This window comes from Pseudomonas sp. S150 (genome assembly GCF_004526365.1).
In the GTDB taxonomy this organism is placed as follows: domain Bacteria; phylum Pseudomonadota; class Gammaproteobacteria; order Pseudomonadales; family Pseudomonadaceae; genus Aquipseudomonas; species Aquipseudomonas putida_A.
This window is the reverse complement of the sequence record NZ_CP038207.1, coordinates 4151621-4170317: the sequence shown is the minus strand read 5'-3', so window position 1 is coordinate 4170317 and position 18697 is coordinate 4151621. Positions and strand designations below refer to the sequence as shown.

Here is an 18697-nt window from a genome sequence, read left to right as displayed (position 1 = left end):
AGTGTCAGCTAAATAATTTTCGACTGACACTCCGCCTTCGCGAGCAAGCCCGCTCCCACACTGGGTTCAGTGATTGGTCAGTGACGGCTCATCAAGCCGTGCAACACACCGAGGCGCAGCCCCGGTTCCGACGGCACCATCTGCGAAATGCCAAACACCTTGAACGCCGCCAGCATCAGCACCAGCCCTCCCGGGAGGATGCTCTGGCGATGCGGTTGCAGACCGGCGAGCTTCAGTTGTTGAACGTTCTTCACCTTCAGCAGCAACAGCGACAGGCGCAACAACCCACCATAGGTAATGCCGTCCTGACCGAAATCGTTCAAGCGATTGGCTTTAAGCACCTTCGCCAGCATCCGCGCCGTGCCGGAGGAACCAATGGTCTGCTGCCAGCCCTGAGCGCGATAGCGGCGGGCGACTTTTTCGAATTGCAGGATCGCCACGCGCTCGGCTTCCTGCAGCGCACCGGGCGCGATGCGCCCGTCAGGGAAATAGCGTGCGCCCAGTGTGCCGCTGCCAATGGCGATGCTTTCGGTGAGCAACGGTTGCGACCCCTGGCCGAGAATCAGCTCGGTGGAACCACCGCCAATGTCTACCACCAGCCGCATGTCCTCCGCCCCCGGCAGGGAGTGGGCGACGCCGGCATACACCAGTTGCGCCTCTTCATGGCCGGAAATGACGTCGATGCGAAACCCGAGATGGCGTTCGGCACTGTGCAGAAACAACTGCGCATTGTCGGCCTCGCGCACCGCGCTGGTCGCCACGGCCCGCACCTTGCCGGCCTCGAAGCCGCGCAGTTTCTTGCCGAACCGCGCCAGCGCCTGCCAGCCACGATCCAGCGCCATTTCGTCCAGCGCACCGCCGTCGAAGCCCTCGGCCAGCCGCACCGGTTCACGCAGGGTTTTGACTTCCTGAATCATGAAGCCTTTTCGACTGCGAACCGACTGGCCGATCATCAGGCGAAACGCATTCGAGCCCAGGTCGATGGCGGCAAACAACGAGGCGTCTTCTTTCATGGGAATCCCTGCGAAACATCCGTCGAAGGCTCAAGACGGTTTGCGAGGATTCTGCGGTGCGCTTGATGACATCCTGATGACGGGGCAGGGGCGGTTCAGTGAATTGTTGGCTGTCATGACACTGTCATTATCCGGCGTCTATCCTGAGCCCAATACATCGCGTGTTCTTAAAGTTTTTGCTGCCTCTTTGGGCAGCTTTTTTTTGCCCGCGATTTGGCAAGCCTTGCGCAAGGTTTGCAATCGTGGGCGTCCCTTGGCTAATATACGATCCATATACACTTCGTATCGGATTCGGATATGGGCATCGTAAAGATTTCAGAAGACATGCACGAGAACCTGCGCATCTCCAGCACCGCGCTCAGCCGCTCGATCAACGCGCAGGCCGAGCACTGGATGCGCATCGGCATGCTCGCCGAGCTGCACCCCAACCTCGACCACAGCGCCATTTGCCGCTTGCTGATCCGCGCCGAACAGAACGGCGGGCTGGATCTGCATCAACTGACTCAGGAAGCCGTCAGCGCATGAGAAATCAGATCAAGATCAATACCCCTGCGGAAATCGCGAAGTCGCGCGCGGCGGGCAAACTCGCCGCCGAAGTGCTGGCGATGCTGGTGCCGCACGTCAAGGCTGGGGTGACGACCGATGAGCTGGATCGGTTGTGCAACGACTACATCGTCAACGTGCAGAAAGCCATTCCGGCCAACGTCGGTTATCACGGCTTCCCGAAAACCGTCTGCGCCTCGGTCAACGATGTGGTGTGCCACGGCATCCCGTCGGGCACGCCGCTGAAGGATGGCGACATCGTCAACCTCGACATCGCGGTAATCAAGGATGGCTGGTTCGGCGACACCAGCCGCATGTACGTGGTCGGCGAGGCGACGCCTGAAGCACAACACCTGATCAAGACCACCTACGACGCGATGTGCGCGGGCATCCGCATGGTGCGTCCGGGCGCGACACTGGGCGACATCGGTCATGCGATCCAGAGCCTGGCGGAGAAAGAAGGTTTCAGTGTGGTGCGCGAGTACTGCGGGCATGGCATCGGCAAGGTTTACCACGATGAACCGCAGATCCTGCATTACGGTTTTCCCAATCAGGGCATGAAGCTCAAGGCGGGGATGATCTTCACCGTCGAGCCGATGCTCAATGCCGGCAAGCGCCATGTGAAGAACATGCCGGATGGCTGGACGGTGCTGACCAAGGATGGCTCGCTGTCGGCGCAGTGGGAGCATATGGTCGCGGTGACGGAGACAGGTTTTGAAATCCTGACGGCGTGGCCGGATCAGATTGAAGGATTTGCACCGATTAGCTGAGCGCCACAAAAAAACTGTGGGAGCGGGCTTGCTCGCGAAGGCGGTGTGTCATTCAACATAAACAGTGACTGACACACCGCCTTCGCGAGCAAGCCCGCTCCCACAAGGGGATTTGCGGGGTTACCGAGATCCTCAGTGGGCGCCGGCGGCTTTGTTGAGGTCGCTTTCAGCCCATTCGGTGTAGACGCAGGCATCCGCCGTGGCCCAGCGCACTCGCACCGGATCGCCAGCCTTGAGCGGCATGCCCGCCGCCGACAGCGCTTTAACCGTCATCGAAGTCCCGCCCGACGTCACCACGCTGCAGGTCTGGCTTTCACCAAGAAACAGTACCTCCACGACCTTGGCCGACACTTCATTCCAACCAGCGGCCAACGGCTCCTCGCTCGCCTGTTGCACGCTCAGCGCCACAGCTTTTTCTGGCCGCACCATCAGCAGCACATCCTGCTCGGTGTGCAAGCCGGCAGTCAGGCGAATCGACAACGACTGCCCCTCGAAACTCGCCGCCGCATTGCCCTGGGCCTTGAGCTTGAGGAAGTTCGAGTTGCCGAGGAACGACGCGACAAACGCATTCGGCGGATTCTGATACAGGTCATAACCGCTGCCCAAACCAACAATCTTGCCGTGACTGAAAATCGCGATGCGCTGCGACAGACGCATGGCTTCTTCCTGATCGTGGGTCACGTAGACGATGGTGATGCCCAGGCGCCGATGCAGCTGGCGCAGTTCATCCTGCAAGTCTTCACGCAGTTTTTTGTCCAGCGCACCGAGCGGTTCGTCCATCAGCAGAATGCGTGGCTCGTAGACCAGCGCCCGGGCGATGGCGACGCGTTGCTGTTGTCCGCCAGACAACTGCGAAGGGCGGCGATGGGCGAATTGTTCGAGCTGCACCAGTTTCAACATCGCATCGACACGCTTGTCACGTTCGGTGGCGGCGAGTTTGCGGATCGCCAGCGGGAAGGCGATGTTGTCGCGCACCGACAGATGCGGGAACAGCGAATAGCGCTGGAACACCATGCCGATGTCGCGCTTGTGCGGCGGCACGTTGACCAGCGACTGACCGTTGACCAGGATCTCGCCGCTGCTCGGGGTTTCGAACCCGGCGAGCATCGACAGCGTGGTGCTTTTGCCCGAGCCGCTGGAACCGAGGAAGGTCAGGAACTCGCCGTCGTTGATGTCCAGCGAGATGTTGTCGACGGCGGCAAAGTCGCCGTAGTGCTTGTTCAGATTGCGCAGGCTGACCAGGGGTTTGTCGTTCTGCTGGGATGCGTCTTTGATCACGGCACTCATGTCGTACTCCTGGGCGCTCAGGCGCTGATTTCGTTGCGCCGGCGCAGCGCGGCGGCGATCACCATGACCAACACCGACAGGCCGATCAGCAGCGTCGAAGCGACGGCGATCACCGGGGTCAGGTCCTGGCGCAGGGTGGTCCACATTTTCACGGGAAGGGTTTGCAGGGTCGGGCTGGCCATCATCACGCTGAGCACCACTTCGTCCCACGAAACCAGAAAGGCGAAGAGGGCGCCGGCGACCATGCCCGGACGGATCGCCGGGAACGTCACCTTGAACACCGCTTGCAGGCGTGAGGCGCCGCAGATCACCGCCGCGTCTTCAATCGACTGATCGAACAGCTTCAGCGAGTTGATGATCGAGATGATGGTGAACGGCAGCGCGACGATCACATGGCTGACCACGAAGGCAAACATGGTCCCGGTGTAACCGAGCTTGAGAAATAGCGCGTACACCGCCACCGCGATGATCACCAGCGGCACGATCATCGGCAGGGTGAACAGGCCGTAGAGCATTTCCCGACCGGGGAAGCGCCCGCGCACCAGAGCAAACGCGGTTGGCAGACCGAGGGCCACGGCGCAGATCGTAGTCAGCACGGCAACCTTGAGGCTGGCCGCCGCAGCGTTCATCCAGTCGGCGTTGGAGAAGAACTGGCCGTACCATTTCAGCGTCCAGCCCGGCGGTGGGAACACCAGCCACTGCGACGAGCCGAACGACAGCAGGACGATGAACACGATCGGCAACAGCAGGAACAAACCGATCAGTCCGGTGGTTGCATACAAGCCGAAACGCATCCGGCGGCTCATGGCATTGGGAGTCAGGAGCATCTCGGCTTACCTCGCGTTGCTGGCGCCAACCGGGGATTCCGGCTGAAGCTTCAGGTAGAAGTAGAACAGCACCAGGGTGATCGCGATCAGCAACGCGGCGCCGGCACTGGCCAGGCCCCAGTTGAGGAACGATTGCACCTGCTGAATGATGAATTCCGGCAGCATCATGTTCTGCGCCCCACCCAGCAGCGCCGGGGTGACGTAGTACCCGAGCGACATCACGAACACCATCAACCCACCGGACGCCAGACCTGGCCGGCACAGCGGCAGGAACACCCGGAAGAAGTTGGTCCACGGGCTGGCGCCGCAGATCGAACCGGCCTGCAGGATCATCGGGTCGATGGCCTGCATGGTCGCCTGCAACGGCAGGACGATGAACGGGATCATGATGTAGCTCATGCCGATCACCACACCGGTCAGGTTGTGCACCATTTCCAGCGGCTGATCGATGATCCCCAGCGCCATCAGCGCCTTGTTGATCACGCCCGAGGCTTGCAGCAACACCAGCCACGAATAGGTGCGGGCGAGCAGGCTGGTCCACATCGACAGCAGCACGATGTTGAGAATCCAGCGGCCCCAGCCGCGCGGTACCAGGGTGATCGCCCAGGCCAGCGGAAAACCCAGCAACAGGCTGAAAATCGTCACCAGTCCGGCCACCGAAAAGGTGTTGAGCAGCACCCGTGCATACGCCGAGTTGGCGAACAGTTGTTCATAGTTGCCAAGGCCCGGGGTCGGTTCCAATACGCCGCGCAACAGCAGGCCAATCAACGGCGCGAGAAAGAACAGGCCGAGGAACAGCAGTGCCGGAACCAGGTTGCCGGCACCTTTCCAGCGTTGTCTGAAGGTGTGGGTCGAGCCGGCAGCGCCGGTGGCGCTCCCGGTCACCGTTGCAGGACGGGGCGCAGTGGCCGCCATTTTCATTTGACCAGCCATTCGTTCCACCGTGTCGCGATGGCTTGACCGTTCTTGGCCCAGTACGCGAAATCAAGAGTGATCTGATCCTTGGCGTAGGCAGTCGGCAGGTTCGGGGCCAGCACCGAGTCCAGGCGCGCCACGCTGTCGACGTTGACCGGGGCGTAGGCGGTCAGGTTGGAGAAGTCGGCCTGGCCTTTGGCACTGCTGGCATTGGCCAGAAACTTCATCGCCGCGTCCTTGTTTTTCGAGCCTTTTGGAATTACCAGAATGTCGGCCATGACCAGGTTCTGTTTCCAGCTCACACCCACCGGCGCGCCGTCTTCCTGCAGAGCGTGAATCCGGCCGTTCCAGAACTGACCCATGCTCGCTTCACCGGAGGCCAGCAGTTGCTGCGACTGCGCGCCGCCGCCCCACCAGACGATGTCTTTCTTGATGGTGTCGAGTTTCTTGAAGGCGCGATCCAGATCCAGCGGGTAGAGCTTGTCAGCCGCTACGCCGTCGGCCAGCAGCGCCAGTTCGAGCACGCCGGGGCTTGGCCATTTGTACAGGGCGCGTTTGCCGGGGTAGGTCTTGGTGTCGAACAGCGCGGTCCAGTCTTGCGGCTTGGCCGCGCCAAGTTTGCCTTCGTTGTAGCCGAGGACGAAGGAGAAGAAGAACGAGCCGACGCCGTAGTCGCTGACGAAACGCGGGTCGATCTTGTCGCGCTGGATGACTTTGAAATCGAGGGGTTCGAGCAGGCCTTCAGCGGCGGCGCGCAGGGCGAAATCGGCTTCGACATCGACCACGTCCCATTGCACGTTGCCGCTTTCGACCATGGCCTTGAGTTTGCCGTAGTCGGTCGGGCCATCCTGCACCACGGTGATGCCGCTGGCCTTGCTGAATGGATCGGCCCATGCCTGTTTCTGCGCATCCTGGGTGCTACCGCCCCAGCTGACGAAGTTCACGCTTTCGGCGGCCATTGCAGCCTGGCCGGTCACGCTCAGCAGTCCCGCAAAAAGGATTGCGGTTGCAGCTTTGTTCAACACCATTTTTACGCCCTCATTGTTGTGTTTTTGAGCGGGCTTGCGTTGTTGCCCGCCTGTCGGGAGCAGTAGCCGGATGGTTTTTCAGGTCGTCCGGTCTATGGAATATCATATTATGGTATTCCAAACTTTGTGCAAGCACTTTGCCTTACCGGTTATCTGTTGATTCTGGTTTTTTGCCTGTGCTCGGCATGAGTCATAGGGCGCACTTTAGAACCAGCCCCTCACCCCAGCCCTCTCCCAATGGGAGAGAGGAAAGGGAGCCGATCTCCATGCTGTTTAAAACTTGAGTTCGACTCGCAGTTTCAGGTCGATGTATAGCGGTAGAACAACTCGGTCGGCTCCCTCTACCTCCGGGAGAGGGCTGGGGTGAGGGCAGTGTTATTCGGTGAAGGGGATGCTCTCGACCACCTCCAGGTCATACCCGGTCAACCCGGCATATTTGAGCGGCGGCCCCAGATGCCGCAGCTTGCCCACCCCCAGGTTCTGCAGAATCTGCGCCCCGGTGCCCACCTCCGAATAAATCCGCGATTGCGAGCGACTGAACTGCCTAGGCGGCTGGGTCAGTTGCGGCACGCGCTCGAGAAGCGCCTGTGACGATTCATGATTGGCCAACACCACCACAACCCCATGACCTTCCGCCGCGACCCGTTGCAACGCCGCCCAGAGCGTCCAGTTGCTTGGCCCGCTGTACTCGGCGCCGACCAGATCACGCAGCGGATCGATCACATGCACGCGTACTAACGTCGGCTCTTCGCGGCGCAGATCGCCCATCACCATCGCCATGTGCACGCCACCCTCGATGCGGTCTTCAAAGGTGATCAGACGGAACGTGCCATGCACCGTCGGCAGCTCACGTTCGCCGATGCGTTCGATGGTGTGCTCGGTGCTGAGGCGGTAGTGGATCAGGTCGGCGATGGTGCCGATCCTGATCCCGTGCTTGCGGGCGAACACTTCCAGATCCGGACGCCGGGCCATGGTGCCGTCATCGTTCATCACCTCGACGATCACCGAGGCCGGGGTGAAACCGGCGAGGCGGGCGAGGTCGCAGCCGGCCTCGGTGTGGCCGGCGCGGGTCAGCACGCCGCCTTCCTTGGCGCGCAGCGGGAAGATGTGCCCAGGCTGCACCAGGTCTTCGGCGCGGGCGTCTTTGGCCACGGCAGCCGCGACCGTCCGCGCGCGGTCAGCTGCAGAAATGCCAGTGGTGACCCCGACCGCCGCTTCGATCGACACGGTAAACGCAGTGCTGAACACGCTGCCATTGCTCGGCACCATCTGCTCAAGGCCCAGGCGTTGGCAGTGTTCGTCGGTCAACGTCAGGCAGATCAACCCGCGTGCTTCACGGGCCATGAAGCTGATCGCTTCGGGCGTGCAGCAGTCGGCGGCCAGCAGCAGGTCGCCTTCGTTTTCCCGATCTTCGTCATCGACCAGCAGGACCATTTTGCCGAGGCGATAATCTTCGAGGATTTCTTCGATGCTGTTGAAGGCCATGCTGGACTCTCAGGGTTTGTTGGAAATATATTGGTATACCATAATACAAAATCAACAAAGAGGTCACTATGAAGGCGTACTGGATTGCCCACGTGGATGTCGACGATGCCGAGCACTACAGCCAATACACCCAGCGCGCACCGGCAGCCTTCGCCGCGTTCGGCGCGAGATTTCTGGCCCGGGGCGGGCGCAGCGAAGCGCTGGAGGGCAGGGCTACTCCTCAGCGTAGCGTGGTGATCGAGTTCGAGAGCTATGAGAAGGCCGTGGCGTGCTACCACTCGGCGGCGTATCAGGAGGCGAAACGTTATCGCGAGGAATGGGCGAGGGCGGAGATCGTCATTGTCGAGGGCATTGCTCCACTTTAAGCAACATCGCAAATCCCCTGTGGGAGCGGGCTTGCTCGCGAAGGCGTCGTGTCAGTCGATAGAAATGTTGAATGATTGACCGCATTCGCGAGCAAGCCCGCTCCCACAGGGGGCGAAGGTGATCCTCAGCGGATGAAGTGGATCTTGCCGCTGTCATCATTGCCCATGTAGATCCCATACACCCCGGCCTGACGCTCCTCGATGTAACGCTCGAGAATCTGCCGGATCGCCGGGTAATAGATCTGCTCCCACGGAATGTCTTCAGGGGCAAAGAACTTGTAGTCCAGGGTCTCAGGGCCGAACTGGCCGGTGATCTCCAGCGCGATCGCGCGGAAGATGATGTACACCTCGCTGATCTTCGGCACGCTGAAGATCGAATACGGCGAGACGATTTCCGCGCGCACGCCGCTTTCTTCCCAGACTTCACGCAGCGCTGCCTGCTCGGTAGTCTCGCCGCTTTCCATGAAGCCGGCCGGCAGCGTCCAGGTGCCCGGACGCGGGGGGATCGCCCGTTGGCACAAGAGGTATTTGCCGTCCTGCTCGATGATGCAGCCGGCGATGATCTTCGGATTGACGTAGTGGATGTAGCCGCAGCCGCGGCACATCAGGCGCTCGTGCGTATCGCCCGGCGGTACCTGCTGACCAAGGTCAGGGCCACCGCATTTCGGGCAAAAGCTCGGGCTGAACATGTCAGTGACCTATACGCGGTTCTTTCAGCGCGATCGGCAGAGTGATGTTCGGCGTGGCGCCGGTCTCTTCCTGTTTGCGCTTGAGATAGTCGAGGGCCACGGCCGCAGCGGCGCGCACGTGATCGACACAGGCCTGATGCGCCGCCAGCGGATCGCCGCTCTTGATCGCCTCGACCATTTTTTCCATCTCGTGGTTACTGGCGCCGCGACGGTTTTCCTGAGACACCGAGGTCGCCCGCAGGTAGCTGATGCGCGCCTGCAACTGGCGCAATTGAGTGGCCGCAACGTGGTTGCCCGAGCCTTCGAGCAGCACGTCGTAGAAGCCCTGCACCGAGTCGATCACCTGCTGCAGTTCGCCGTCCTTGAGCGCCTTGCGGTTCTCGTCGAGGGCTTTTTCCAGGGCCTTGATGTCCTTGGCCTTGGCGCGCAGGGTGAACAACTGGACGATCAGGCCTTCGAGCACGCAGCGCAGCTCGTAGATGTCGACCGCATCGGCGAGGGTGATGATCGCCACCCGTGGGCCTTTGGCATCGGCGAACTCGACCAGACCTTCGGACTCCAGGTGACGCAGGGCTTCGCGCACCGATGTGCGGCTGACACCGAGGCGATCGCATAGATCGCGCTCCACCAGTCGATCGCCGGGCATGAGCTGGAAATTCATGATCGCGCTACGCAGTTTATCCAGCACGATTTCGCGCAGGGTAACGGGGTTGCGATTGACCTTGAAGCTGTCGTCGAGTGGCTGGCGTTTCATGGGGTCCGCTCTTTACTGTGGCTGTCCATGCCAGACGGGCATCAAAACAGCCGAGGGGTTAACTGGAGGCCTCGGCGTCGGCTTCGGCGAAGGCTTCACGGGCGAGCCGGAAACTGTCCACGGCTGCCGGGACGCCGCAATAAATACCGACCTGAAGCAGAATTTCGCGTATTTGCTCACGACTCAGGCCGTTACGCAAGGCGCCGCGCACATGCAGCTTGAGTTCGTGCGGGCGGTTGAGCGCCGAGATCATCGCCAGGTTGATCATGCTGCGCTCTTTGAGCGACAAACCCTCACGGCCCCAGACATGGCCCCAGCAGTATTCGGTGACCATTTCCTGGAACGGGCGGGTAAAGTCGTCGGCGTTCTCTATTGAACGCTGCACGTAGGCTTCGCCCAGCACCTGGGTGCGGATCTTCAGGCCTTTTTCGTACTTTTCGTTACTCATCATTCCTCCTCACAACAGAGACCCCCTTTTGGAATGAAACCTGTGGTGAGGGGATTTATCCCCGACGGGGTGCGAAGCGCCCCCAAACCTGCAACCGCGAATTGCCAGACACACCTCGTGCAAGGATCTTACGACTGCTTCGCAGCCGGTCGGGGATAAATCCCCTCACCACAATGGGCAGTTCCACAGTGGGATCTATGTATCCATCAGGCCAGGGTTGGCAACGGCCCGAGCTTGCCCTTGTGATAAATCATCGGCGTCACCGGTTGCTCGGGCAGGATCAGGTTCTTCACCGCGCCGACAATGATCGCGTGATCACCACCGTCGTATTCACGCCACAACTCGCACTCAATGATCGCCGTGGCCTTGGCGAGGATCGGGTTACCGAGTTCGCTCAAATGCCACTTGATGCCGTTAGCCTTGTCCTTGCCTTTACCGGCGAAAGCGTAGGCCTCGGCGGTCTGGTCGGCGGACAGCAAATGGATCGCGAATTTCTTGCTGTCGCGCAGCACCGGGTAGGTGTCGGAAGCGTAGTTGGGGCAGAACAGCACCAGCGCCGGGTCAATCGACAGCGCACTGAAGGCGCTGGCGGTGATGCCGACGATGGCGCCCTCCGGGTCGAGGGTGGTGACCACCGTGACTCCGGACGGAAACGAGCTCATGACGTCTTTGTAAATGCCGGGTTCGATCATGTCGCAGGACTCCTAGCGCATCACAAACGGATCAGGCATCGGCGCCTGAGAGAGATTGATCCACACCGTTTTCAGTTCGGTGTAGGCCAGCACCGAATCGATGCCGCTTTCGCGTCCATAGCCACTGTTCTTGAAGCCGCCGATCGGCGCCATCGCCGACACCGCACGGTAGGTATTGACCCAGATGATTCCCGAACGCACATCCCGCGCCAGACGATGGGCGCGGCCCAGGTCGCGAGTCCAGATGCCGGCGGCGAGGCCGAATTGCGAGTCGTTGGCGATTGCCAGCGCCTCGGCTTCGTCTTTGAAGCGAATCACCGATGCCACCGGGCCGAAGACTTCTTCCTGCATGATCTTCATCGAGTTGCGGTCGCACTCGAACAGCGTCGGCTCGTAGAACCAGCCGTCACCCAGATCCGCCGGACGCTTGCCGCCCGTGCGCAACCGCGCACCTTCAGCGATGGCATCGGCCACCAGCCCTTCGACCACCGCCAGTTGCTGCGCAGTGGCCATCGGACCCATTTCGCTGTGATCTTCCTGCGGGTTGCCGATGCGGATGCGCTGGGCGCGTTCGACCAGGCGGTTGACGAACTCGTCGTAGATTTCGTCCTGCACCAACAAACGTGAGCCGGACACGCAGCTCTGGCCCGAGGCCGCATAGATCCCGGCAATCGCGCCGTTGATCGCGCTGTCCAGATCGGCGTCGGCGAAGATGATGTTCGGCGACTTGCCGCCCAGTTCCAGCGACAGTTTGGCGAAGTTTTCGGCGCTGCTGCGCACCACGTGCCGGGCCGTGGCCGCGCCGCCGGTGAAGGCGATCTTGCGGATCAGCGGATGGCGGGTGAGGGCGGCGCCGGTGCTCGGGCCGTAACCGGTGACGACGTTGACCACGCCCGGCGGAATTCCGGCTTCGAGGGCCAGACGTGCCAGCTCAAGGATGGTCGCCGAAGCATGTTCGGAAGGCTTGATCACGATGGTGTTGCCGGCGGCGAGGGCCGGCGCCAGTTTGATCGCGGTCAGGTACAGCGGGCTGTTCCACGGAATGATCGCGGCAACCACACCCATCGCTTCGTGCACGGTGTAGGCAAACAGGTCGGGCTTATCCAGCGGCAGGGTGCCGCCTTCGAGCTTGTCGGCCAAGCCTGCGGTGTAGTGGAAGAACTCCGGCAGATAGCCGACCTGACCCCGGGTTTCGCGGATCAGTTTGCCGTTGTCGCGGCTTTCCAGCTGCGCCAGTTGTTCCTTGTTTTCCGCGATCAGGTCACCGAGACGGCGCAGCAGTTTGCCGCGTGCGGTGGCGGTGAGGCCGCGCCAGGCCGGGCTGTCGAAAGCCGTCTGCGCCGCTTGCACGGCGCGTTCGACGTCGGCTTCATCGGCATCGGGCAGTTCGGCCCAGGCTTGCGCGCTGGCCGGGTTGAGGCTTTCGAAGGTCTTGCCGGAGAGGGCGTCGACCCATTCTCCGCCGATGCACATCTGGAAGCGTGCGAGTGTCATGCAACGATCCCCTTTATAGGGTTTTGTCGGGAGTGTGCGAATTCGAGAAATTCCAGCAGCGTCTGGTTGACCAGGCGCGGCGACTCTACCGGCATCATATGCCGTTGCTCGGGCAGCACCGCAACCTTCGCACCGGGGATGCGCCGGGCCAGTTGCTCGGCCATTTCCGGGGTGGAACCGGGGTCGAGTTCGCCGGTGGCGATCAGCGTCGGCGCCTGGATGCTGCCGAGGTCGTCGGCGGGGTACATGTCCTGCGTGGCGAACAATTCGTAGGTGGTCAGGTAACCCTGCGGATCGTTGCCGGCCAGGGTCTGACGAATGGCCGCGATCTGCGCCGGGTTGGCCGCCTGATATTCACGGCTGAACCAGCGTGACAGCGCCGCTTCGGCGTTGGCATCCGGCCCGTGTTCGGCCGCCTGCGCGGTCCGGGCGATGACCCCGGCGCGCTGTTCTTCACTGCGGTTGAACACGCTGTTAAGCACAACCAGGCTTTGCATGCGCTCCGGGTAGTGCAGGGCAAACGCCCGTGCCACCAGTCCGCCCATGGAGAAACCGATCACCGCTGCCTGGGGCAGACTCAGGTGATCGAGCAGCTCCAGCAACTGATCGGCATAACCGAGCAGGCCGGTGCCGCTGGCCGGGCGCGGGCTGGCGCCGTGGCCGAGCATGTCGTAGGCGATCACCTGGTACTGGGCAGACAGGCCAACGATCTGGCCGCCCCACATTTCTTTGTTCAGGCCCACGCCGTGGATCAAGACCACGGGCTGGCCTTGGCCGGTCGCCAGGTAACTGGTGCCAGCCGGGGTGAGTTCAGCGGTGAGCCGAATCATGGAGCGCTCCTGCAATGCCTTTTTATTGTGATTACTGGGCTTTTTCGGCGGCCAGTTCTTCCAGATCGATGTAGCGGTTGCCGATGCGCGGGTGCAGGCGGCCACCGTCGGCGCAACCGAGCACCACGACGATTTCGTCGGCACGCGGCGCGTCTTCGATCTGCATTTCCAGGGTGATGTAGTGCGAGCGCAGCCCTTCGTCGTCCTTGTGCATCATCGGGATCTGGATCGAGGTTCCCGGGCCGCCGCGCTTGTTGGTGAAGCTCAGGTAGCTCTTGGCCTTGACCGCTTCGCGGTAGTGATTGCCGAAGCGCAGGGTGTGGATCACCGCCGAGGCGTGTTCGATCTCGCCGTCGGCGCCGACCACTGCCGCTTTGCCGTACGCCTCGATCTTCTCGGCGCCGCCGATGATGCCCACCAGACGCTCGACCATCATGGCGCCGAGGTCGGAGCAGTTGGCGCGGATCTGCGGTTTCAAATCCTCGACGAAGCCGTTACCGACCCACGGGTTCTTCATCACCACAGCCAGCCCGACCATGGTCACTGGCTTGTCAGTGACCTTGCCGCCTTCGATGAAGGTTTCTTCGACATAGCTGACGATCTTGCGAATTTCGAAACTCATGAGCTGCTCCGTAGGGGGATTGAGAGTGTCTGTGCGTCTGATGGTATACCATAATACCGATCGTGCAAGTCCCTCACGCAAGATTTGCCGCATCCATCCGGCGAATGGCGGTGTATTCACTGCCAGCCCCAATCTCACAAACACCATTACACCCTGTGGGAGGGGGCTTGCTCCCGAAAGCGGTGGATCGGTCGACATCTCGGGTGCCTGACACAGCGCCTTCGGGAGCAAGCCCCCTCCCACGATGGAAATCACCGCTGACAGGAGGGTCATCCGGTTAACAAAAGATAACGTGGCGCCGATTGTCAGACGTTTCCAAAGCCCGATAGGATGAGCCAGCTTCCCAAGGCGCTCTGGACTGCGGGTTTCACGGCTATGCTTGTGACCTGTCAGTTACCACGAGCACCCTTGCGGCGCCCTAAGGCCCAATGGCCTAACAATAATAAATAGGGGAAGGTCTATGAGTCGTTGCCGCCCGCCGGCGTTTCGCAACACCGCGTTGCTGGCCACAGCCCTCACACTGCTGGGCTGTGCTGCCTTGTCGGCACCCGTGCTGGCCGCCGAAGCGCCCGCCGACGGGGTGTATTCCACCGAATCGGCCAAAGCCGCCAAAAGCCTGATGCTCGATGTCGTCCACGCCGGCACCCGCTTGGTGGCGGTGGGTGATCGCGGGCACATTCTCTATTCCGATGACCAGGGCAAGACCTGGACCCAGGCCAAGGTGCCGACCCGGCAACTGCTGACGGCGGTGTATTTCGTCGACGACAAGCACGGCTGGGCGGTCGGTCACGACGCGCAGATTCTCGCCAGCGAAGACGGCGGCCTGACCTGGAGCAAACAGTTCGAAGACCTCAAGCGCGAAGCACCGCTGCTCGACGTCTGGTTCCAGGACGTTAATCACGGTGTTGCGGTCGGTGCTTACGGTGCATTGCTGGAAACCACCGACGGCGGCAAGAACTGGCAAGACGTCAGCGACCGTCTCGACAACCAGGACCAGTTCCACCTCAACGCCATCGCCGCCGTCAAGGACGCCGGGCTGTTCATCGTCGGCGAGCAGGGCAGCATGTTCCGCTCCCCGGACTGGGGCCAGACCTGGGAGAAAATCCAGGGCCCGTATCAAGGCTCGCTGTTCGGCGTGATCGGCACCGCGCAGGCGCAGACTCTGTTGGCCTACGGCCTGCGCGGCAACCTCTACCGCTCCAGCGATTTCGGCAGCACCTGGCAGCAGGTCGAACTCAAGGCCGCGCGCGGTGCGCTGGAGTTCGGTCTGTCCGGCGCGACCCTGCTCGCGGATGGCTCGATTGTGATCGTCGGCAACGGCGGCTCGGTGATCAGCAGCAGCGACAACGGCGAAACCTTCAGCGTGTTCAACCGCCCGGACCGCATCTCGCTGTCCTCGGTGACGGCGGCCGGCGACGGCAATCTGATTCTGACCGGGCAGGGCGGCGTGCACACCACGCAGCCCAACGGCGCCGAAATCAATAATAAGAAGGCGGGGCTATGACTTCCTTGATCACTCCTCAGCAGGACAAAGCGACGCTCCTCGAACGTCTGATTTTCAACAACCGCCCGGCCGTGATCCTGATCTGCCTGGTGGTCAGCATCTTCCTGTTCTGGCAGGCCACGCTGATCCGGCCGTCCACCAGTTTCGAAAAAATGATCCCGCTCAAGCATCCGTTCATCGAAAAGATGATGGAGCACCGCAACGATCTGGCGAACCTGGGCAACACCGTACGGATTTCGGTGGAAGCCAAAGACGGCGACATCTTCTCCAAGGAGTACATGGAGACCCTGCGGCAGATCAACGACGAGGTGTTCTACATCTCCGGCGTCGACCGCTCCGGCCTCAAGTCGCTGTGGAGTCCGAGCGTACGCTGGACCGAAGTGACCGAGGAAGGTTTTGCCGGCGGTGAAGTGATTCCGCAGAGCTACGACGGCTCGCCGGACAGCCTCGACATGCTGCGCAACAACGTCCTCAAGTCGGGGCAGGTCGGGCGTCTGGTGTCCAATGACTTCAAGTCGAGCATCGTCGACATCCCGCTGCTGGAGTCCTACCCGGACCCGCAGGACCAAGGCAAGTTGCTGGCGCTGGACTACCGCCAGTTCTCCCATGAACTCGAAGACAAGATCCGCAACAAGTTCGAAGCGCAGAACCCCAACGTCAAGATCCACATCGTCGGTTTCGCCAAGAAGGTCGGTGACCTGATCGACGGTCTGGTGATGGTGGTGATGTTCTTCGGCATCGCCTTCGTCATCACCCTGATCCTGCTGCTGTGGTTCACCAACTGCCTGCGCAGTACCGTGGCGGTGTTGAGTACCACACTGGTGGCGGTGGTCTGGCAGCTCGGGCTGATGCACTTCTTCGGTTTCGGACTCGATCCGTATTCGATGCTGGTGCCGTTCCTGATCTTCGCCATCGGCATTTCCCACGGCGTGCAGAAGATCAACGGGATCGCCCTGCAATCCAGCGAAGCCGATAACGCCCTGACGGCGGCGCGGCGCACCTTCCGGCAACTGTTCCTGCCGGGGATGATCGCGATTCTCGCCGACGCCGTCGGCTTCATCACGCTGCTGATCATCGACATCGGGGTGATCCGCGAGCTGGCGATCGGCGCGTCCATCGGCGTGGCGGTGATCGTGTTCACCAACCTGATCCTGCTGCCGGTGGCGATTTCCTATGTCGGCATCAGCAAACGCGCGATTGCCAAGAGCAAGAAGGACGCGAATCGCGAGCATCCGTTCTGGCGTTTCCTGTCGAACTTCGCCAGCCCGAAAGTCGCACCGATCTCCATCGCTCTGGCGCTGATCGCTTTCGGCGGCGGCCTCTGGTACAGCCAGAACCTGAAAATCGGCGACCTCGATCAAGGTGCGCCGGAGCTGCGCCCTGACTCGCGCTACAACAAGGACAACAATTTCATCATCAACATCTATTCCACCAGTTCCGATGTGCTGGTGGTGATGGTCAAGACCGCCACCGAAGGCTGCTCGCGCTACGAAGCCATGGCGCCGATCGATGAGCTGATGTGGAAGATGCAGAACACCGAGGGCGTGCAGTCGGCGATCTCGCTGGTGACCGTGTCCAAGCAGATGATCAAGGGCATGAACGAGGGCAACCTGAAATGGGAAACCCTGTCGCGCAACCCGGATGTGCTGAACAACTCGATCGCCCGCGCTGACGGCCTGTACAACAACAGCTGTTCGCTGGCGCCGGTGCTGATCTTCCTCAACGACCACAAGGCCGAAACCCTCGACCGTGCGGTACACGCGGTGCAGGAATTCGCCAAGGCCAACAACAAGGACGGCCTGGAATTCATCCTCGCCGCCGGTAACGCCGGGATCGAGGCGGCCACCAACGAAGTGATCAAACAGGCCGAACTGACCATCCTGATCCTGGTGTACATCTGCGTCGCGGTGATGTGCATGATCACCTTCCGTTCATGGGCGGCGACCCTGTGCATCGTCCTGCCGCTGGTCCTGACCTCGGTGCTGGGCAACGCGCTGATGGCGTTCATGGGCATCGGCGTCAAGGTCGCGACCCTGCCGGTGGTGGCGCTGGGCGTGGGGATTGGCGTGGACTACGGGATCTACATCTACAGCCGTCTGGAAAGTTTCCTGCGCGCCGGGCTGCCGTTGCAGGAAGCCTATTACCAGACCCTGAAATCCACCGGTAAAGCGGTGCTGTTCACCGGTCTGTGCCTGGCCATCGGCGTGTGTACCTGGATCTTCTCGGCGATCAAGTTCCAGGCCGACATGGGCCTGATGCTGACCTTCATGTTGCTGTGGAACATGTTCGGTGCGCTGTGGCTGCTGCCGGCGCTGGCGAAGTTCCTGATCAAACCGGAGAAGCTGGCGGGGCAGAAGGGCAATTCGCTGTTTGCTCACTGATCCGGATGCCTGAAACGACGAAGCCGCAACCTTAGGGTTGCGGCTTTTTTATGAGTCAAGATCAAAAGCCCCTCACCCTAGCCCTCTCCCAGAGGGAGAGGGGACTGACCGAGGTGTGCGGCTTGATACATCGACCTGGAAATACCGAATCGATTATGGATTCACAGCAAATCATGAGATTTGAGATACCAGCCGATTATGGATTCAAAGCAAATCGTTCACGTCGGTGTAGGTCGTCAATATTCCCGGATCGGTCCCCTCTCCCTCGGGGAGAGGGCTAGGGTGAGGGCAAGCGGTCTCAAGGCTTACGAAAGATCCGCCCCAAGCACAACACTCAAGGCACTGCGCGCATCATCCAGCTGAACCAGCGTCGCGTGGCGGGCGCCAAGGGCATCACGGTTCTCAATTGCGGTGAGAATCGCCTTGTGCCGCGGCAGCGCCAGTTCATGCAGATTCGGCCGTTGATTCGAATGCTTCAACGCCTCGGCAATCGCCACCGAAAGCATGTTGCACAGGTTCGCCAGCAGATCGTTATGGGTCGCGTCAGCGATGCGGCTGTGGAAGTCCAGGTCCGGTTGCAGCAAGGCTTCCGGCGTCGGCGCTGATTCCATGCGCTGATAGGCTTCGCCGATGGCGGCGATGTCGGCCTCTGTCGCGTGCTGGGCGGCGAGGGCGGCAGCGGCCGGTTCGATGATGCTGCGCACGCTGGTCAGCACATTGAAGAATTCATTCTGCGGACTGCTTTGCATCAGCCAGTGCAGCACGTCCGGGTCGAGCATGTGCCACTCGCGACGGGCCTTGACCACCGTACCGACGCGCGGTTTTGAATACACCAGCCCCTTGGCCACCAGCACCCGCGTGGCTTCGCGCAACACCGGCCGGCTCACCGCGTATTCCTCGCACAACAGCGCTTCGGCGGGCAGTTTGTCGTCGGGCAAAAAACGTCCGGAGACGATCTGCATGCCCAGTTCCTGGACAATGCGCGAGTGCATGCTTTTACGGTCGGAAGGTTTGCGGTAATCCATGGGGAACGGCGCGATCCTGAGCGAT

The 18697-nt window shown here is 61.3% G+C and carries 19 protein-coding genes; 5 read left to right on the top strand and 14 right to left on the bottom strand.

The window, feature by feature from the left end:
* Positions 1–77 precede the first annotated feature (77 nt).
* Complete coding sequence (locus tag E3Z29_RS18990; protein ID WP_134786610.1) at positions 78–1013, bottom strand: Ppx/GppA family phosphatase; 936 nt, start codon at positions 1011–1013, stop codon at positions 78–80.
* Between the two features lie 297 nt (positions 1014–1310).
* Between E3Z29_RS18990 and E3Z29_RS18985 the strand changes: the two genes are divergently transcribed.
* Both E3Z29_RS18985 and map read left to right on the top strand, forming a co-directional pair.
* Positions 1311–1538: a ParD-like family protein gene (locus E3Z29_RS18985; protein ID WP_025111624.1), complete on the top strand. Its 228-nt coding sequence runs from the start codon at positions 1311–1313 to the stop codon at positions 1536–1538.
* Positions 1535–2326 (top strand): type I methionyl aminopeptidase, encoded by a 792-nt coding sequence (map, locus tag E3Z29_RS18980; protein WP_134786609.1) that lies wholly within the window; start codon positions 1535–1537, stop codon positions 2324–2326. The genes E3Z29_RS18985 and map overlap by 4 nt, the downstream gene beginning before the upstream one ends.
* A gap of 132 nt (positions 2327–2458) precedes the next feature.
* On the opposite strand, the gene E3Z29_RS18970 is transcribed toward map, so the two are convergent.
* The 5 genes from E3Z29_RS18970 to ribBA form a co-directional block, all read right to left on the bottom strand.
* The gene (locus tag E3Z29_RS18970; protein ID WP_134786608.1) at positions 2459–3613 is read right to left on the bottom strand and encodes an ABC transporter ATP-binding protein; all 1155 of its coding nucleotides are present in this window, start codon (positions 3611–3613) and stop codon (positions 2459–2461) included.
* Between the two features lie 17 nt (positions 3614–3630).
* Complete coding sequence (locus tag E3Z29_RS18965) at positions 3631–4440, bottom strand: ABC transporter permease (RefSeq protein WP_025111627.1); 810 nt, start codon at positions 4438–4440, stop codon at positions 3631–3633.
* A gap of 6 nt (positions 4441–4446) precedes the next feature.
* Positions 4447–5361 carry an ABC transporter permease gene (locus E3Z29_RS18960; RefSeq protein WP_027613068.1) on the bottom strand — a complete coding sequence of 305 codons (915 nt, stop codon included), beginning with the start codon at positions 5359–5361 and terminating at the stop codon, positions 4447–4449.
* Positions 5358–6383 (bottom strand): ABC transporter substrate-binding protein, encoded by a 1026-nt coding sequence (locus E3Z29_RS18955; RefSeq protein ID WP_083368860.1) that lies wholly within the window; start codon positions 6381–6383, stop codon positions 5358–5360. Before E3Z29_RS18955 ends, E3Z29_RS18960 begins: the two co-directional genes overlap by 4 nt.
* A 375-nt stretch (positions 6384–6758) precedes the next feature.
* Positions 6759–7868, bottom strand: a complete 1110-nt coding sequence (ribBA, locus tag E3Z29_RS18950; protein WP_098964285.1) for a bifunctional 3,4-dihydroxy-2-butanone-4-phosphate synthase/GTP cyclohydrolase II — start codon at positions 7866–7868, stop codon at positions 6759–6761.
* Between the two features lie 68 nt (positions 7869–7936).
* Between ribBA and E3Z29_RS18945 the strand changes: the two genes are divergently transcribed.
* Entirely contained in the window at positions 7937–8233 is a 297-nt protein-coding gene (locus E3Z29_RS18945; protein WP_134786607.1) for a DUF1330 domain-containing protein, read from the top strand.
* A gap of 125 nt (positions 8234–8358) precedes the next feature.
* Here the strand turns inward: E3Z29_RS18945 and E3Z29_RS18935 are convergent, their stop codons facing one another.
* The 7 genes from E3Z29_RS18935 to E3Z29_RS18905 form a co-directional block, all read right to left on the bottom strand.
* On the bottom strand, positions 8359–8922 hold the full coding sequence (locus tag E3Z29_RS18935) for an NUDIX hydrolase (RefSeq protein WP_098964282.1): 564 nt from the start codon (positions 8920–8922) through the stop codon (positions 8359–8361).
* 1 nt (position 8923) lies between these two features.
* A complete protein-coding gene (locus tag E3Z29_RS18930) occupies positions 8924–9676 on the bottom strand; it encodes a GntR family transcriptional regulator (RefSeq protein ID WP_007968636.1) in 753 nt (250 codons plus the stop codon).
* Between the two features lie 58 nt (positions 9677–9734).
* Positions 9735–10124, bottom strand: coding sequence for a 4-carboxymuconolactone decarboxylase (gene pcaC / locus E3Z29_RS18925; RefSeq protein ID WP_134786605.1), 390 nt, complete (start codon positions 10122–10124; stop codon positions 9735–9737).
* A 206-nt stretch (positions 10125–10330) separates the two neighbouring features.
* Positions 10331–10816 (bottom strand): flavin reductase family protein, encoded by a 486-nt coding sequence (locus E3Z29_RS18920; RefSeq protein ID WP_134786604.1) that lies wholly within the window; start codon positions 10814–10816, stop codon positions 10331–10333.
* Between the two features lie 12 nt (positions 10817–10828).
* The gene (locus tag E3Z29_RS18915) at positions 10829–12310 is read right to left on the bottom strand and encodes an aldehyde dehydrogenase (protein WP_134786603.1); all 1482 of its coding nucleotides are present in this window, start codon (positions 12308–12310) and stop codon (positions 10829–10831) included.
* Entirely contained in the window at positions 12307–13140 is an 834-nt protein-coding gene (locus E3Z29_RS18910) for an alpha/beta fold hydrolase (protein WP_134786602.1), read from the bottom strand. Before E3Z29_RS18910 ends, E3Z29_RS18915 begins: the two co-directional genes overlap by 4 nt.
* 31 nt (positions 13141–13171) lie before the next feature.
* Complete coding sequence (locus E3Z29_RS18905) at positions 13172–13762, bottom strand: amino acid synthesis family protein (protein ID WP_095136389.1); 591 nt, start codon at positions 13760–13762, stop codon at positions 13172–13174.
* 460 nt (positions 13763–14222) lie between these two features.
* On the opposite strand from E3Z29_RS18905, the gene E3Z29_RS18900 reads away from it, so the two are divergent.
* The gene (locus E3Z29_RS18900) at positions 14223–15266 is read left to right on the top strand and encodes a YCF48-related protein (protein WP_098964277.1); all 1044 of its coding nucleotides are present in this window, start codon (positions 14223–14225) and stop codon (positions 15264–15266) included.
* Positions 15263–17647 carry an RND family transporter gene (locus tag E3Z29_RS18895; RefSeq protein WP_134786601.1) on the top strand — a complete coding sequence of 795 codons (2385 nt, stop codon included), beginning with the start codon at positions 15263–15265 and terminating at the stop codon, positions 17645–17647. Before E3Z29_RS18900 ends, E3Z29_RS18895 begins: the two co-directional genes overlap by 4 nt.
* Positions 17648–17952: 305 nt before the next feature.
* Here the strand turns inward: E3Z29_RS18895 and E3Z29_RS18890 are convergent, their stop codons facing one another.
* Entirely contained in the window at positions 17953–18672 is a 720-nt protein-coding gene (locus E3Z29_RS18890) for a FadR/GntR family transcriptional regulator (protein WP_134786600.1), read from the bottom strand.
* Positions 18673–18697 lie beyond the last annotated feature (25 nt).